Source organism: Pseudomonas sp. GW821-FHT07F01 (assembly GCF_059418825.1).
This window is the reverse complement of sequence record NZ_JBWKQO010000005.1, coordinates 203,329-218,271: the sequence shown is the minus strand read 5'-3', so window position 1 is coordinate 218,271 and position 14,943 is coordinate 203,329. Positions and strand designations below refer to the sequence as shown.

At 61.1% G+C, this 14,943-nt stretch carries 16 protein-coding genes; 10 read left to right on the top strand and 6 right to left on the bottom strand.

Annotated features, from left to right (window positions below; translation table 11 throughout):
* Positions 1–51: 51 nt before the first annotated feature.
* From AC07R1_RS19315 to AC07R1_RS19280, 8 genes are all read left to right on the top strand, one after another.
* Positions 52–846 (top strand): ABC transporter ATP-binding protein, encoded by a 795-nt coding sequence (locus AC07R1_RS19315; protein WP_495110849.1) that lies wholly within the window; start codon positions 52–54, stop codon positions 844–846.
* A 49-nt stretch (positions 847–895) separates the two neighbouring features.
* Positions 896–1,669 (top strand): transporter substrate-binding domain-containing protein, encoded by a 774-nt coding sequence (locus AC07R1_RS19310; RefSeq protein ID WP_011063271.1) that lies wholly within the window; start codon positions 896–898, stop codon positions 1,667–1,669.
* 51 nt (positions 1,670–1,720) lie between these two features.
* On the top strand, positions 1,721–2,434 hold the full coding sequence (locus AC07R1_RS19305; protein WP_015636909.1) for an ABC transporter permease: 714 nt from the start codon (positions 1,721–1,723) through the stop codon (positions 2,432–2,434).
* A 9-nt stretch (positions 2,435–2,443) separates the two neighbouring features.
* On the top strand, positions 2,444–3,133 hold the full coding sequence (locus AC07R1_RS19300) for an ABC transporter permease (RefSeq protein ID WP_011063273.1): 690 nt from the start codon (positions 2,444–2,446) through the stop codon (positions 3,131–3,133).
* Positions 3,134–3,176: 43 nt separating this feature from the next.
* Positions 3,177–4,358 (top strand): pyridoxal phosphate-dependent aminotransferase, encoded by a 1,182-nt coding sequence (locus AC07R1_RS19295; RefSeq protein WP_011063274.1) that lies wholly within the window; start codon positions 3,177–3,179, stop codon positions 4,356–4,358.
* Between the two features lie 108 nt (positions 4,359–4,466).
* Positions 4,467–6,212 (top strand): amidohydrolase, encoded by a 1,746-nt coding sequence (locus AC07R1_RS19290; protein WP_495110848.1) that lies wholly within the window; start codon positions 4,467–4,469, stop codon positions 6,210–6,212.
* Positions 6,212–7,138, top strand: coding sequence for a CobW family GTP-binding protein (locus tag AC07R1_RS19285; protein ID WP_011063276.1), 927 nt, complete (start codon positions 6,212–6,214; stop codon positions 7,136–7,138). Before AC07R1_RS19290 ends, AC07R1_RS19285 begins: the two co-directional genes overlap by 1 nt.
* 165 nt (positions 7,139–7,303) lie before the next feature.
* The gene (locus tag AC07R1_RS19280; protein ID WP_011063277.1) at positions 7,304–8,005 is read left to right on the top strand and encodes a hypothetical protein; all 702 of its coding nucleotides are present in this window, start codon (positions 7,304–7,306) and stop codon (positions 8,003–8,005) included.
* 100 nt (positions 8,006–8,105) lie between these two features.
* On the opposite strand, the gene glyA is transcribed toward AC07R1_RS19280, so the two are convergent.
* Positions 8,106–9,461, bottom strand: coding sequence for a serine hydroxymethyltransferase (gene glyA, locus AC07R1_RS19275; protein ID WP_065365225.1), 1,356 nt, complete (start codon positions 9,459–9,461; stop codon positions 8,106–8,108).
* A gap of 527 nt (positions 9,462–9,988) precedes the next feature.
* On the opposite strand from glyA, the gene AC07R1_RS19270 reads away from it, so the two are divergent.
* The gene (locus AC07R1_RS19270) at positions 9,989–10,591 is read left to right on the top strand and encodes a helix-turn-helix transcriptional regulator (RefSeq protein ID WP_011063279.1); all 603 of its coding nucleotides are present in this window, start codon (positions 9,989–9,991) and stop codon (positions 10,589–10,591) included.
* A complete protein-coding gene (locus AC07R1_RS19265) occupies positions 10,578–11,459 on the top strand; it encodes a queuosine precursor transporter (protein WP_019094238.1) in 882 nt (293 codons plus the stop codon). The genes AC07R1_RS19270 and AC07R1_RS19265 overlap by 14 nt, the downstream gene beginning before the upstream one ends.
* A gap of 94 nt (positions 11,460–11,553) precedes the next feature.
* Here AC07R1_RS19265 and queC read toward each other — a convergent pair whose 3' ends face one another.
* From queC to AC07R1_RS19240, 5 genes are all read right to left on the bottom strand, one after another.
* On the bottom strand, positions 11,554–12,252 hold the full coding sequence (queC, locus tag AC07R1_RS19260) for a 7-cyano-7-deazaguanine synthase QueC (RefSeq protein ID WP_220224436.1): 699 nt from the start codon (positions 12,250–12,252) through the stop codon (positions 11,554–11,556).
* A gap of 120 nt (positions 12,253–12,372) precedes the next feature.
* The gene (locus AC07R1_RS19255) at positions 12,373–12,927 is read right to left on the bottom strand and encodes a cytochrome b (RefSeq protein WP_019093706.1); all 555 of its coding nucleotides are present in this window, start codon (positions 12,925–12,927) and stop codon (positions 12,373–12,375) included.
* Positions 12,928–13,085: 158 nt separating this feature from the next.
* A complete protein-coding gene (cyoE, locus tag AC07R1_RS19250) occupies positions 13,086–13,973 on the bottom strand; it encodes a heme o synthase (RefSeq protein WP_011063283.1) in 888 nt (295 codons plus the stop codon).
* A gap of 10 nt (positions 13,974–13,983) precedes the next feature.
* Complete coding sequence (cyoD, locus tag AC07R1_RS19245) at positions 13,984–14,313, bottom strand: cytochrome o ubiquinol oxidase subunit IV (protein WP_011063284.1); 330 nt, start codon at positions 14,311–14,313, stop codon at positions 13,984–13,986.
* On the bottom strand, positions 14,314–14,940 hold the full coding sequence (locus tag AC07R1_RS19240; RefSeq protein ID WP_011063285.1) for a cytochrome o ubiquinol oxidase subunit III: 627 nt from the start codon (positions 14,938–14,940) through the stop codon (positions 14,314–14,316). It abuts the gene before it with no gap.
* Between the last annotated feature and the right edge of the window lie 3 nt (positions 14,941–14,943).

Below are 14,943 nucleotides of genomic sequence, written 5' to 3'. Positions count from 1 at the left end.
CCCTGTGCCGGGTACTGCCCGGCCATCGCACAATAACAAGAGGGTCGACCCTTGCAATCGCAGCCCAACTCCGTCAATCCCGTGGTGGCGATCGATGATCTGCACAAGAGCTACGCCGATCACCACGTGCTCAAGGGCATCGCCCTGCGCGCCAATGAAGGCGAAGTGGTGTCGTTGATCGGCTCCAGCGGCTCGGGCAAAAGCACCCTGCTGCGCTGCATCAACCTGCTGGAGATTCCCTGCAGCGGCAGCCTGCGCATCAATGGCGAAGAAGTGCGCATCAGGACCGACCGTGCCGGCAACCCGCAGGTCGCCGACCCGGCCCAGGTGGCGCGCCTGCGCACCCAGTTGAGCATGGTGTTCCAGAGCTTCAACCTGTGGCCTCACCGCACCGTCCTGGAAAACGTCATCGAAGCGCCGGTGTATGTCCTCGGTGAAGACCGCAAGGACGCCATCGCCCATGCCGAGCACCTGCTGGAAAAGGTCGGCCTGGCCAACAAGCGCGACGCTTTCCCTTCCTTTCTCTCCGGCGGCCAGCAACAGCGGGTGGCCATCGCCCGGGCCCTGGCCATGCGCCCCCAGGTGCTGTTGATGGACGAACCGACCTCGGCCCTGGACCCGGAACTGGTGGGCGAAGTGCTCAAGGTCATCCAGGGCATCGCCGAGGAAGGCCGTACCATGATCCTGGTGACCCACGAAATGGCCTTTGCCCGGGATGTGTCGAGCAAGGTGATGTTCCTTCACCAGGGGCTGGTGGAAGAAGAAGGGCCCCCCCAGCAAGTGTTCCTCGACCCGGTCAGCGAGCGCTGCCGGCAATTCGTCATGGCTCAGGAAAACCGCGTCTGACGTTTCGCTTCAATCCTTGAAAACAACAACTTCGATAAAGGGTAAAGCCATGAAAAACCTGCTCAAGGTGCTCGCCACCGGTTGCCTGTTCAGTGCACTGGCCAGCCACGCCGTGGCCGCCGACAAGATCGTCTTCGGCATCGCCCTGGAACCCTACCCGCCGTTCTCGATGAAAAGCGGCAACGGCGACTGGAGCGGCTTCGAACCGGAGCTGATCAAGGCTCTGTGCGACCGCATGCAGGCCCAGTGCCCACTCAAGGAAGTGGCCTGGGACGGCCTGATCCCGGCCCTGCAATCGAGCCAGATCGACGCCATCCTCAACTCCCTGAGCATCACCGACGAACGGGAAAAGGTCATCGATTTCTCTGCGCCCTACTACCAGACCCCGGCCATGTGGGTCGCCGACCAGAGCCTGGAGCTGGTCACCACCCCCGAAGGCCTCAAGGGCAAGCTGATCGGCGTGCAGGGTTCGACCTCCAACGCGACCTTCGCCAAGACCTACTACGGCAAGACCTCGACCCTGCGCTACTACACCACCCAGGACGACATGATCGCCGACCTGCAGAGCGGGCGCATCGACGTGATGCTGGCCGACGCCCTGACCATCGAGCCGATCCTCAAGACCGCGGCCGGCGCCGGTCTGGCGGACAAGGGCCTGGCGCCCAAGGACCCGCTGTTCGGTTCCGGCATCGGGGTCGGCCTGCGCAAGGGTGACAGCGCCCTGCAGCAGCGGATCAACACCGCCCTGGCCTCGCTCAAGGCCGATGGCACCTACGACAAGATCCGCAGCCGCTACTTCAGCGTCGACATTTCTGCCAACTAAGCCGTCCGGCCGGCCCGTTTGCGCGGGCCGCCGGCGTTGACTGGATACGTCATGATTTCTCTGTCCGACCTTTCCCAACTGTTCGTCGCCGACGGCTGGCTCGGCGCCCTGGCCCAGGGCGCGCTGGTGTCCCTGCAGATTTCCGCCGGGGCCTTTGTGCTCGGCCTGGGTATCGGCCTGCTGGTGGCGATGATCAAGCTCAAGGGCCCGCGCTGGCTGGTAAAGCTGGCCAACGCCTACACCACCCTGTACCGGGCCATGCCCGAGCTGCTGCTGATTCTGCTGCTCTACTACGCCGGCACCGACCTGCTGAACATGGCCATGGCCGCCATGGACCGGCCGAGCGTCACGGTCAACGGTTTCATCGCCGCGGTGCTGGTGCTGGGCATCGTCCAGGGCGCCTATTCGGCGGAGATCATCCGGGGCGCGATCCAGGCCATTCCCTACGGTCAGATCGAAGCGGCCCGGGCCTACGGCATCGAACGCTGGCTGCTGGTGCGGCGCATCCTGTTGCCGAGCATGCTGCCCTACGCCATGGCCGGGCTGTCGAACCTGTGGCTGGTACTGGTCAAGGACAGCGCGCTGATCAGCATCGTCGGCTACAGCGAGCTGCTCTCGGTGGGCAAACAGGCGGCCGGTTCCACCAAGCATTACCTGGTGTTCTACCTGGCGGTCGCGGCCTTCTATTTCGTCATCACCCTGGTGTCCGGCAGCGTGTTCCGCGTGCTCGAACGACGCACCAACCGCTGGCTGCCCCAGCACTAGGAGGCTCGGATGGACTTTTCCTGGATCAACGGTTTTTCCAGCGAGCTGCTGCGCGGCCTGGGCATCACCCTCAAGCTCCTGCTGCTGAGCGGAATCTGCGGCTTTGCCCTGGCAGTAGTGGTGGGCCTGGGCCGGGTGTCGCGCAATCCTCTGATTCGTGCGCCGATGCAGTTCTACATCAGTGTGTTTCGCGGCACGCCGCTGCTGGTGCAGATCTACATCCTCTATTACGGGGTCGGCAGCCTGTTCGCCGCCTACCCGCCGATCCGCGGCAGTTTTCTCTGGCCCTACCTGCGCGAAGGTTTCTGGTATGTGGCCTTGGCCCTGACCCTGAGTGTCGGCGCCTACGTCGGCGAAGTGCTGCGTGGCGGCCTGCGGGCCGTGCCCCGAGGCGAGCTGGAAGCCGCTCGCGCCTATGGCATGGGCCACTGGCTGACCCTGCGCCGGGTGTGGCTGCCCCGGGCCCTGGAACTGGTGCGCCCGACCCTGGTGGGGGAATGCGTGCTGCTGCTCAAGGCCACTGCACTGGCGTCCACCGTGGCGGTCACCGACCTGCTGGGCGCGGCCAACCTGGTACGGGCCCAGACCCTGAAAGTCTACGAGCCGCTGCTGGCCGTGGCACTGATCTACATCGTCCTGGCCTTTGTCATCGAACATCTGTGCGCACGCCTGGGCAAGGTCCCCCAGCGTCAGGCCTGAACCCATTCATTGCGCGGGCAGCGACGCCCGTGAGGAGAACAACATGCGTTACTCACCTTTCGTACAGCGCATCAGCGGCGAATCCGTCAGCGCCTGGGACATCCACTACGCGGCCATCGAGGCCCGTGGGCGCGGAGAAGACGTGATCGTGCTCAGCGTCGGTGACCCAGACTTCGCCACCGACGAGCGCATCAGCGCCGCCGCCAGTGCCGCCCTGGAGCAAGGCGACACCCACTACACCCACGTCCTCGGCCGCCCGGCCCTGCGTGAGGCCATCGCCGCCAAGCAGCGCCGCCTGCTGGGCATCGAGGTCAGCGCCGACAACGTGGCGCTGGTGGCGGGTGCGCAGAACGGCTTGTTCGCCACATCGCTGTGCCTGTTCAGCAGCGGCGACGAAGTGCTGGTGCCAGAACCCATGTACCTGACCTACGAGGCCTGCATCCACGCCTCGGGGGCGCAGATCGCCTGCGTCCAGCAGCCGGCGGCCAATGGCTTTCGCCTGACCGCCGCGGCCCTGGAAGCGGCGCTCACCGACAAGACTCGCGGCATTGCCCTGGCCACCCCGTGCAACCCCACCGGCAACGTCTACAGCCGTGAGGAGCTGGAAGCCGTGGCCGAGGTGGCGCGCAAGCATGACCTGTGGGTGATCTCCGACGAGGTCTACGGGCAACTGACCTACGACCGCGAACACCTGAGCATCGCTTCGCTGCCGGGCATGGCCGAGCGCACGGTAATCCTCAACAGCCTGTCGAAAACCCATGCCATGACCGGTTGGCGCGTGGGCTGGGTGATCGCCCCGCCGGCCCTGGTCGGGCATCTGGACAACCTCTTGCTGTGCATGCTCTACGGCCTGCCGGGGTTTATCCAAGAAGCCGCGCTCAAGGCCCTGGAGCTCGATGAAGAAGTGATCGGCAGCGCCCGCGAGGTCTATCGCCGGCGCCGCGACCTGGTGGTGGCGGGCCTCAAGCAGGTGCAACTGCTGGACTGCCGCGAGCCGGAAGCCGGGATGTTCATGCTGGTGGACGTGCGCCGCACCGGCCTGTCGAGCATGGATTTCGCCTGGCAGCTGTTCCGCGCCACCGGGGTCTCGGTGCTCGACGCCCAGGCTTTCGGCGCCAGTGCCGAGGGCTTCGTGCGGATCTCCTTCACCGTCGCCGACGAGGTGCTCAAGGACGCCTGCCAGCGCATTGCCGGCTTTGTCGAAACCCTGGGCGCACAACGCTGAATGCATGACCCGGGCCACCCAGCGGCCCTGGTACCTCCGACAAGAACACTGCTGCGCCATACTTTTTTGCCCACCTTTGAAGGGCCCCCTGCTTGAGAGGTTGACCCCGTGACCGCTTCCGACCAATTCAACTCCACCCATAGCGCCGTCGATCAATACGCTGAACTGGTGCTGCACAACGGCCGGATGTACACCCTCGATCCGGCCCAGCCCTGGGCCGACGCCGTGGCCATCCGCCAGGGCAAGCTGATCGCGGTGGGCAGCCTCGCTTCCCTGGCCTCGCTGATCGGGCCCAATACCCGCCAGCACGATCTGGACGGGGCCTTCTGCATGCCCGGCCTGCATGACATGCACACCCACCCGGACCTGGCCCTGGCCCCGCGCTACGCCGACGACCTGGACGTGGGCATCGAAGACCCGACCCCGGAGCAACTGGCAGCAGCGATCCACGCCTATGCCGACAGCCATCCCGGCGACGGCTGGATCTACGGCCAGTACTGGGTGCGCTACACCTTCCGCGAGGCCGGGCTGACCCCGGGCCGCGAATGGCTCGACAGCGTCATGCCGGACCGCCCGGTGGCCCTGCTGGACCGCATGTGGGGGACCATGATGGTCAACTCCAAGGCCCTGGAACTGGCCGGCATCGACCGCCACACCAGCGACCCGCGCAACGGCTACCTGGAGCGCGACGAGCTGACCGGCGAACCCAACGGCTTGTTGATCGACGGTGCCTACGCCCTGATCCACGCCGCCATGCCGCCGACTCCGGTGTCGGTGCTGCGCCGTGCCTATCGCGATGGCGTGCATTTCCAGACCTCTCGCGGGGTCACGGCCACCAAGTACGTGCACGTCTGCGAAAACCGCCTGCAGGCCCTCAAGGAACTGGACGATGCCGGCGAGCTGACCCTGCGGGTGGAAGCCGCCATCAGCTGGCAGGACGACATCTTCCCGGTGCGCCGGCGCTGGGAACTGCTCAGTGGCGAGCGGCATTTCTATCGCAGCGCGCGCCTGAGTGCCAACGCGGTGAAGTTCCACTTCGATGGCACCGTGGAGCCCAAGTCTTCCTACCTGCTGACCCCCTGGCCGGAAGAGTCGAGCTGGCGCGGCAAGCTCAACCTGACCCCGGAACACATTACCGACATGGTGGTGGACATGGACAAGCGCGGCCTGCGGGTGATCGCCCACTGCACCGGCGACGGCGCCTCCGACGTGTTCCTCGATGCCGTGGCCGAGGCCCGGCGGCGCAACGGCAACAGCGGCATCCGTCACCAATGCGCCCACAGCACCCTGCTGCACCCGGGCAACCTCAAGCGTTTCCAGGCCCTGGACGTGATCGCCGAGTTCTCACCGGCAGCCTGGTACCCGACTCCGTTCGCCAGCGGCGCACGCTCCGGCTACGGCCAGGAACGCCTCAAGCGCATCTATGACTTCAAGGGTGTGCTGGCAGCCGGTGGCATCGCGGTGTTCGGCACCGACTGGCCGGTGGCGTCCATCGATCCATGGCTGGCCCTGGAAACCATGGTCACCCGGCAGAACCCGTGGAACCAGGAACCCGACACCTTCGGTGACCCCATCAGCCTGGAACAGGCCCTGCAAGTGGCGACCCTCAACGGCGCCCATGCCATGGGCCTGGAGCACCTGACCGGCAGCCTGGAGACCGGCAAGTCGGCGGACCTGATCGTCCTCGACCGCGACCTGTTCGCCCAGGGCGCACGCAACTACATCCACCACACCCAGGTGCAACTGACCTTCGTCGAGGGGCAACTGGTCTACGACCGCCAGGGCACCTTCAGCGACACCCCGCTGCAAGCGGTGTGGGAAGGCCTGCCACCGGTGATCGAGGGCAAGGAATAATGAACAGCACCCCGAGCATCCCGGTAACCGTGGTTGCAGGCTTTCTCGGCGCCGGCAAGACCACCCTGCTCAACCGCATGGTGCAACGCGCCGACAGCGGCCGGCTGGCGGTGATCGTCAACGATTTCGGCGAGCTGAACATCGATGCGGCGATCATCGCCGAGGTCACCGACGCGGTGTACAGCCTGCAGAACGGCTGCATCTGCTGCACCGTGCAGGAGGACCTGCTGGCGCAACTGGTGAGCCTGTCCAAGCTGCGCCCGGCCCTGGAGCGAATTGTCATCGAGTGCAGCGGCGTCTCCGACCCGCAGCGCATCGTGCAGACCATCGGCTACCCGCAACTGCGCAACCGCCTGCACCTGGACGCGGTGATCACCCTGGTGGATGCCAGCGGCTACCAGGACCTGGAAGGGGAAATGGCCCGCCTGTCCCGAGCCCAGGTGGCCTGCGCCGACTGGGTGCTGCTGAACAAGGCCGACCTGGTGAGCGCCGAGCAATTGCAGAGCATCCGCGCCAGCCTCGGCAATCGCGCCCCGGTATTCGACACGGTGCAGGCCGAGCTGCCCCCCGAGCTGCTGCTGGCGCCGCCGGTGCGCTCCACCGAAGTGCTGTTCAAGGCCCTGCCCCAGGCCCACGACCAGTTGTTCGAAAGCTGGGTGTGGAAAAGCTCGCGACCGCTGCAGCCCAAGGCTTTGCGGGACTGGCTGGCGCGCCTGCCCGCCGACCTGCTGCGCCTCAAGGGCCTGGTGCGCCTTGAAGGCAATGAACAACCTTATTGGTTGCAGCATGTGGGCAACCGCAGCCAGTTCACCCTGGCCGCCGATCAGCCCACCGAGCATGCCGCGCAATTGGTATTCATCGCCCGCCGAGGCAGCGATCTGCGCCAGGAACTGGAGGCTGGGGTCAGCGATACACAAGTGCTTTGAACGACAGGGAATCTGTGGCGCGAAGGCCGGTCTGAAAGAGGCGCGGCTGCCGGGCCGTCGCTTGGTCCGTGACAATAGGGCCCGGGTCCAATAGATTAGGCGCCCCCGAAAATCCCCCTGGGCCTTTCGCGCCTCAAACCTGTTAAACCAAGTAGTGGATGTTCAATGCCTGATTCCAACACCGAAGAATCCGTAGTCGCCCTGTCCAACAAGGCCGAATACGAAAACGCCATTCATCTTTCACAACACGTGTCCCAGGCCAAGACCATCAGCGAGATGGTGCTCGACGCCTTCCACACCTCGAAAGAAAGTGACCAGATTCGCGAACTGCGCGCAGCGATTCGCCAGGCCCACGACCGCTTTGACGACGACACCGCCTATGAACTCATGGGCCAGCTCAAGCAGCTCAAAGACGCCGAGGCCGCCGACCTCGCCGCCCTGGAAGACCTGAGCAAGAAATTCCCCATCAGCCGGATTCTCTCCAGCTACAAGGACGATCCGGACTTCCAGGAGCTGGTCTACGGCCTGGCCCTTAAGGTGCTGAACCAGACCCACCAGGCCATCAGCAATCCCAGCGGCGGCAAGAGCAAGGCGCGTCCGAAGAAGGAAATGGAAGTGTTCGCCATCAGCAAGGACGGCGTCAGCGTCACCCTGCCGATGCGCCCGCGCTCCAAGGCCAACGTCGACCGTGAAGCCTTCGAATTCCTCGGCTTCAGCTTTGTCGGCGAAGGCGACGAGGCGGAACTGGAAAGCGAGATGTTCCTCGACAAGGATGGCAACGAACAGCAGGCCACCCGCAAGAACATCGTCACCGCGATCCAGCAGCAGACCGCGTTCGAAGGCTACAGCGCGCAACAACAGCTGTAACCCGCCGCTGCAGGAGCGAGCTTGCTCGCGAAGCGCCAGCACAGCCTTCTGCAGACCTGAAAAGCCCCGTATTCCAGCGTGAAGACGGGGCTTTTTTTCTTCAGCGATCCCCGTACTCAAGGATGGGGTACATCGCACACAACGCCTCGGTCTCCAGCCGGAAGCGCTCCTGCTGCGCGGGCTCCAGAACGTATGGCTGCTCGCCCTGTGGCTGCAGCTGATCCAGTATCCGGCACACCAGGTCGACGATCTGCCGGCAGCCCTGGGGGTCCACATAGCGCTGTGCGATGGAGCCCGTGCCGATACACAAGCCATTGGCGGCAAATGACGATCGAGTCTCCCCCGGTGCGCGTTTTTTGCTGACGATGATTCCGCACTTTTCCAATGCCGATTCGGCGAGGGAGCCGCTGATGCCCTTAGGCAAGCGCAACAGGATCGTGTGGTTTTCCGTCCCGCCGCCCATTACCTCGTAGTCCCGCGCCATGAACGCGCAGGCCATTTCATCCGCCGTGGCGCGAATCCGCCCCATGTAGGCATCGAACTGTGCAGACATGGCATAGCCCAGCGCGGCCGCCTTGGCGGCGATCATGTTGACTGCAGGCGCCCCCTGCATCCCGGGGAAAACTGCCTGGTCGAGCACCCGACGAAAGCTCGACCTCAGGCCGGGCACCTTGGTGTCCGCGTCCCGCCCGGAAAGAATCAGGCCGCCGCGTGGCCCGGCGAGCTGTTTGTGGGTGCAAGTGGTGGTGACGTGCGCCACATCGATCGGGCTCGGGTGACGCCCCGTGGCAACCAGGCCGGCGATATGGGAGATGTCGGCAAGGACGATGGCCCCGGCTTCATCGGCAATGTCGCGAAAACGCTGGAAGTCCACGACCCGCGAATAAGCCGTTGCCCCACAGATGATGATGCGCGGGCGGTGGGCCATCGCCAGCTGACGTACCTCCTGGTAGTCGATGGTGCCCTGGGCCGTGGTGCCGTAGCGGATCGCCTTGTAGTGGGCACCGGTAAAAGCGAGGGAGCTGCCGTGGGTCAGGTCGCCGCCATGATCCAGGGCCATCCCGAGCAGGGTGTCCCCCGGCTCAAGCAGCGCGGACAACACCTGGTAGTTGGCGTTCGAGGCCGAGTGCGATTGCACCGCGGCGTACTGCGCGGCAAACAGCTCCCGGGCCCTGCGGATCGCCAGGGATTCCACCAGATCGACGTTTTCGCACCCGGCGTGATGGCGTTTGCCCGCAACCCCCTGCGCCGTCACGTTGACCAGCGCCGAGGCCGAGGCGGCAAGGCTTCTGGGGGTGGCTGCACAGGAGGATGAAACCAGGGAAAGCGTGCGTTGTTGCCGGCTTACTTCAGCGTCCAGGATCCTGGCCAGCTCGGCGTCTTCTGTTCGCAGGTCCGCCAAGCCACATCGCAGCAAGTCGGCCTGGTTCCTCAGTGGTTCGGTATCGGCTGCCATAAATCTGTGCCCCTTCCTTGAGTACTGCGCGCCACGAACGAGGGCGTGCTTCCTGGGTTTTACGTTCGTTGGTGTGAATCGGGCTGATCCGGGCCCTGGGTCAAGACTGTATAAGGCGTAACAGAATTAATCAAAAAATTAAACATCCTCAAAGTTAAATGCTTCTTTTTTGAAGTGGAAGGACATCGGCGCAGCCTTGCCGGTGCAAGCCGCAGGGCGAGAGTGATAATGCCCAACCCCTGGGGCTTTATTGTCATGGCTGACGCATGCAACACTTGTCCGTTGCGGCCCTGTGCAAACCGGCCCCTCTCAGCGACTTGATCGCCCACAGTCCCCGTAGCGAAGTATCCCAGGACGGATACAGGCTGGCTAAAGGAGCACTAGCGAATTACCAGACAACACAAAAGCAACTGACAGGCTTCTGCCACAGTGATCCCGCTATTGGCACCAGGCAATCGATGTCATGCGCGATGTGAACGCTAAAAAATTCGATGCATTACGACTATAAGGAAATGGTGAGGCATTTGATGCACAGAAGAGAAAGAACAGAGTATTTAAAAAGCAATATCAAATACCTGATTAAAAGTCGCGGAGAGACACAACTGTCTTTATGCAACGCCAGTGGCCTGACCAGAACAACCATATACAACATCCTGGAAGGCAAGGTCAGCAACGTCCAGCAGTCCACCATTCGGAAAATCTCCGACTTCTTCGGCATTTCCTATGAGGAAATAGAAACCGTCGACTTTGAAGAGAAGGAGATCATCGAAAGCAGCATTTCCCCGCAAGGGAACATGAACCCTGCTGCTGTTCCGATCCTCAAGGAAAGCCAGTTGATGGCCAACATGGATAAACGTATTGGCGAACTCGCCACTTGTTTCCCATTGACCTACTACTTCGGCACATCCTGCAACTTGATAGCCGTGCGCCTGGAAAACGATATCAAGGGCATGTATGAGGTCGGCGGCCTGCTGATCGTGCAAAAGGGGACGATCACCGATGAAAAGGAAAAACTGGCTTACGACAAACAGACCAGGAAACTGCTGATCATGAACGAGGTCGTCTTCGACCCGGATCGTATATCCGTTGTCGGCGATATCATTGAGGAACGCTTCAATGACTGCCTATGAAGGTGATATCGAGAACAGCAAGTACAAGCTTCTGGGGTTTGAGAACAATAAAAACCTGGCCGTGATCATGATCATCGACACCGGCAAGGTCATAAAAATAAAGCTGAGCGAAGTAGTGAACAGCGAAATAATGGATAACTTGAACAAAATGGAAGTTAAAAACCTGTATAAAAAGTTCTACTCCCAAGGAGGAACACTTACTGCATACGACTTGAACGACCGCAATGAAAACTCATGGATGATCTACATCATCCTCAACCTGCTGCTCTTTACCTTTTATATTTTCACCAGCATCGCTGCAACAAAGCCGATCTACCTTGAATCCCTCGACATCATTATTACCCCCGGCACCTTTCTGTACCCTCTGACATTCCTGATCGTTGACCTGCTGAACGAGAACTTCGGACTCAGGCTCGCCAGAAGAGCCATTCTGTTTGCATTTGCAAGCAACGCCATGATCATCATCCTGCTCTACGCGTCCACTTTTCTCCCCGGACTGCCAGGCTGGAAACTCGATACACCTTATAACGACGTTATTATCCAGGTGTCGTCTGTACTGGTAGCGTCTTCCGTTTCCTTCCTTGTTTCTGAAAACATAAACTCATATTTGCTGTGCAAGATAAAGGAACTCACAAACTCCAGATTCCTATTTCTGCGGATATTCCTCAGCACCTTGTTTGCGGTCATCATCGACAGCTTCGTGTTTTGCTACATCGCATTCTATGGAGCCATGCAAAACAACGACATCCTGAACATGATTTATGTTCAGATCGCAATCAAGGTCTGTTTTGCATTCTTCAATATATTGCCCGCCTATGGCGCACGATCACTGTTCAAGAGATACATAACGGATAGCCAGGCAAAATGATCGATCGCTGTTTGTAGAGCGACGCCGGAGCTCAACACCTATCTGCCAGGCAGGTTCAGTGTTGGGCTCCAAGGGCAGCAAGCTGCTCAAATCCTCACTTCAGACCCATCTTGCTCTTCAGGCTATCCATGACTTGCGTCTTGTTCTCCAGATAAGCGTTCAAGCCTTTTGCCCGTAGATTGCAGGCGTCGCAGTTGGCGCAGCCACTGCCCATGATGCCGTTGTAGCAAGTCAGGGTTTGCTCGCGAACCAGCTCCAGTTGATTGTGGTAGTCCGCCAGGGCCCAGGTTTCTGCCTTGTTCAGCCACATCAGTGGAGTCTCGAGGCGCAACTTGTACTCCATGCCCAGTTCGAGGGCCTTGTTCAATGCCTTTACAAATTCATCGCGGCAATCGGGGTAACCCGAGAAATCGGTCTCGCACACTCCGGTAATCACGGTCTCGGCTTTTACCTGATAGGCGTAGATAGAGGCCAGGGTAAGGAACAGGATATTTCTTCCGGGTACAAAGGTGCTGGGCAAGCTCTCGCCTGAACTGTTCACCGTGGGCACCGGAATGTTGTCCCGAGTGAGGCTGCTGATCGCCAGTTCGTTGAGCAACGAAGCGTCCAGCACTTTGTGCACGGTCGCCCCCAACTGCTTGGATAGCCGCTGCGCGGTCTCGATTTCCGCGTAGTGCCGCTGGCCATAGTCGAACGTAATGCAGTGCACTTCGTCATAGAGCGGCAAGGCGTGGATCAGACAGGTTGTCGAGTCCTGTCCGCCGCTGAACACGATAACCGCTGTTTTCTTCATCATTCTGCTTCCTGCATGAGTTGGGTCATTTGAATAGTTGGGCAGCCCACGCAAGGGCTCTCAATAAAATACCCCGCGCGTCTCTCGAAGGCGGGGCTTTTCCGTGTTCGGGTGCGCGGCTCACGCCGAGCGTGCACTGCCGGCCATGCGCCGCAGAATATGCCCCTGGCCCTTGATGCAGTGCAGGATCAGCGCCGCCACATGGCCGACGATCAGCACCAGCAGGGTCCAGCCCAGGAGGCTGTGGAAATTGTTGCCCAGTTCGGTCATCCACTGGATCTTCGGCCCGTCGAAGCCGTTCATTACCGGCAGACCAAAGGCGGAAAAGGCGCGACCCGAGCCGTACTGACGCAACAGGCCGAGAAACGGAATGGCAAACATCCCGGCATACAGCAGCCCATGCCCCAGGGTTGCTGCAAGGTTGAGGCTCGGCGGCCGGCGATGACGGTTCAACAGACTCCAGACCACACGCACCAGCAGCAGGGCCATCAACAGCAGGCCGACTTGCTTGTGGGTCGGCCAGAGGAACTTGTCCAGGGCCGAATCGGCCAGCAGGTAATGCGCACTGGTAGTGCTGTAGATCCAGGCAAAGGCCAGGGCCATGGCCCAGTGCAGTCCGCGACTGATGACGCCATAGCGCGCCTTCGAGTCGTACAGTTCAATACGGTTTTCCATTGCATCCACTCAGGTTCTATCCACGAACGGCGCATTTTACCCGGCCAGGCCAGGCCTTCGGGCCGAAAAACTTTAAATGATGTGACCATCAACCCAGCGCAATGAAAAAAGCCCCGCGCTTCTTGCGAAGGCGGGGCTTTTCCTGTGGCCTGGACAGCTTAGTGTGCGTAGGTCAGCAGGAGCTCGGTCGGGGCCTTGAAATCCACCGACATCATCACGCTCAGCGCGGTGATGGTGAAGATCGAGAACACGAAGAGCTTGCGCGCCCACACGGTGTCATCCACTGCCTTGTAGCCGGTCCAGGCCATGTACAACCAGTACATGCCCATGGCCGCCGCTACCGCCAGGTAGCTCATGCCGGCGTAACCGCTGAAGGTCAGCATCAGGGTCGCCACCAGGAATGCCAGGATGTAGAGCAGGATGTGCTTCTTGGCCACGCGGATGCCACGCTTCACTGGCAGCACCGGAATCGATGCGGCCAGGTAATCGTTGAAGCGGAAGATCGCGATAGCGTAGGAATGCGGCATCTGCCACAGGCTGAACATCACCAGCAGGGTCAGCGCAGCCATGTCGAAGCTGTTGCTGACCGCGACATAGCCGATCACTGGCGGCATGGCCCCGGACAGACTGCCCACCAGCGTGCCGTGAACCGACTTGCGCTTGAGGTACAGGCTGTAGAAGCCGACGTAGATGACAAAGCCGATTACCGCGAACAACGCGGCCAACGGGTTGGCCACGTAGTACAGCAGGGCGACGCCGGCGACACCGAGGATTGAGGCGTAGACCAGTGCCACTTCCAGGGAAATCAGGCCCTGGACCAGCACGCGGTTCTTGGTGCGCTCCATCTTCAGGTCGATGTCACGGTCGATGCAGTTGTTGAACACGCAACCGGACGCTACCACCAGCGAGGTGCCGATCATGGCGGCCAGGAAAATGGCCAGATCGACATGCCCTTTCGAGGCCAGGAAGAACCCGCCTGCCACAGAAAGCACGTTACCGAAAATGATCCCCGGTTTGGTGATTTGGATAAAGTGCTTGAGCGACATCGGGTTTACCTCACTTCGCCATCATGACGGTGTGGATGCTGAACATGATCCACAACGACAGACCAACCAGCAGAACAATGACCAACGCGGCGAAGATGAACGCCACCACGTTGTTGCGCTGTGCTTCGGAACGGTCCAGGTGCAGGAAGTACACCAGGTGCACCAGCACCTGGATGACTGCGAACGCCAGGACGATCCACAGGGTCACGTCTTTGGGCAGCGATGGGTACATCACCAGGCCGAACGGGATCAGTGTCAGGATGACCGACAGGATGAAGCCGATGGCGTAGGACTTGACGCTGCCGTGACCGGCTTCGTCGTGGGAGTGTGTGTTGGCCATTTACATAGTCCCCATCAGGTAAACAACGGTGAATACGCAGATCCACACCACGTCCAGGAAGTGCCAGAACAGGCTCAGGCAGCTCAGACGGGTCTTGTTGGTCGCCGTCAGGCCGTTTTTCTGCACCTGGTACATCATGATCGCCATCCAGATCAGACCGCTGGTCACGTGCAGACCGTGGGTACCAACCAGGGTGAAGAACCCGGACAGGAAGCCGGAACGGCTAGGGCCATAGCCTTCGGAGATCAGCAGGTGGAACTCGTTGATCTCCATGCCGATGAAGCCCAGGCCAAACAGGAAGGTCATGGCCAGCCAGCCCAGTACCTGCTTCTTGTTGCCCCGGAAGAACGCCAGCATGGCGAAGCCGTAGGTGATCGAACTGAACAGCAGCAGGGCGGTTTCACCCAGTACGTATGGCAGTTCGAAGATGTCGTGGCCCGACGGGCCACCCGCTACGTTGTTAACCAGTACCGCGTATACCGCGAAGATCGACGCAAACAGAATGCAGTCGGTCATCAGGTAGAGCCAGAAACCGAATACGGTCATCTCGCCCGAGTCGTGGTGATGGTCATCGTGCCCATGGTCATCGACATGGGCGTGTCCAGCATTGGTCACTAAGTTCGACATGGA

What these genes read in the sequence shown, in the direction of transcription:
- cyoD (WP_011063284.1), bottom strand. Translation starts at nt 14,313, where the DNA reads ATGGCCAACACACACTCCCACGACGAAGCCGGTCACGGCAGCGTCAAG.
- AC07R1_RS19280 (WP_011063277.1), top strand. Translation starts at nt 7,304, where the DNA reads ATGCCTGATTCCAACACCGAAGAATCCGTAGTCGCCCTGTCCAACAAG.
- AC07R1_RS19255 (WP_019093706.1), bottom strand. Translation starts at nt 12,927, where the DNA reads ATGGAAAACCGTATTGAACTGTACGACTCGAAGGCGCGCTATGGCGTC.
- queC (WP_220224436.1), bottom strand. Translation starts at nt 12,252, where the DNA reads ATGAAGAAAACAGCGGTTATCGTGTTCAGCGGCGGACAGGACTCGACA.
- AC07R1_RS19285 (WP_011063276.1), top strand. Translation starts at nt 6,212, where the DNA reads ATGAACAGCACCCCGAGCATCCCGGTAACCGTGGTTGCAGGCTTTCTC.
- AC07R1_RS19265 (WP_019094238.1), top strand. Translation starts at nt 10,578, where the DNA reads ATGACTGCCTATGAAGGTGATATCGAGAACAGCAAGTACAAGCTTCTG.
- AC07R1_RS19295 (WP_011063274.1), top strand. Translation starts at nt 3,177, where the DNA reads ATGCGTTACTCACCTTTCGTACAGCGCATCAGCGGCGAATCCGTCAGC.
- cyoE (WP_011063283.1), bottom strand. Translation starts at nt 13,973, where the DNA reads ATGTCGCTCAAGCACTTTATCCAAATCACCAAACCGGGGATCATTTTC.
- AC07R1_RS19270 (WP_011063279.1), top strand. Translation starts at nt 9,989, where the DNA reads ATGCACAGAAGAGAAAGAACAGAGTATTTAAAAAGCAATATCAAATAC.
- glyA (WP_065365225.1), bottom strand. Translation starts at nt 9,461, where the DNA reads ATGGCAGCCGATACCGAACCACTGAGGAACCAGGCCGACTTGCTGCGA.
- AC07R1_RS19240 (WP_011063285.1), bottom strand. Translation starts at nt 14,940, where the DNA reads ATGTCGAACTTAGTGACCAATGCTGGACACGCCCATGTCGATGACCAT.
- AC07R1_RS19310 (WP_011063271.1), top strand. Translation starts at nt 896, where the DNA reads ATGAAAAACCTGCTCAAGGTGCTCGCCACCGGTTGCCTGTTCAGTGCA.
- AC07R1_RS19305 (WP_015636909.1), top strand. Translation starts at nt 1,721, where the DNA reads ATGATTTCTCTGTCCGACCTTTCCCAACTGTTCGTCGCCGACGGCTGG.
- AC07R1_RS19300 (WP_011063273.1), top strand. Translation starts at nt 2,444, where the DNA reads ATGGACTTTTCCTGGATCAACGGTTTTTCCAGCGAGCTGCTGCGCGGC.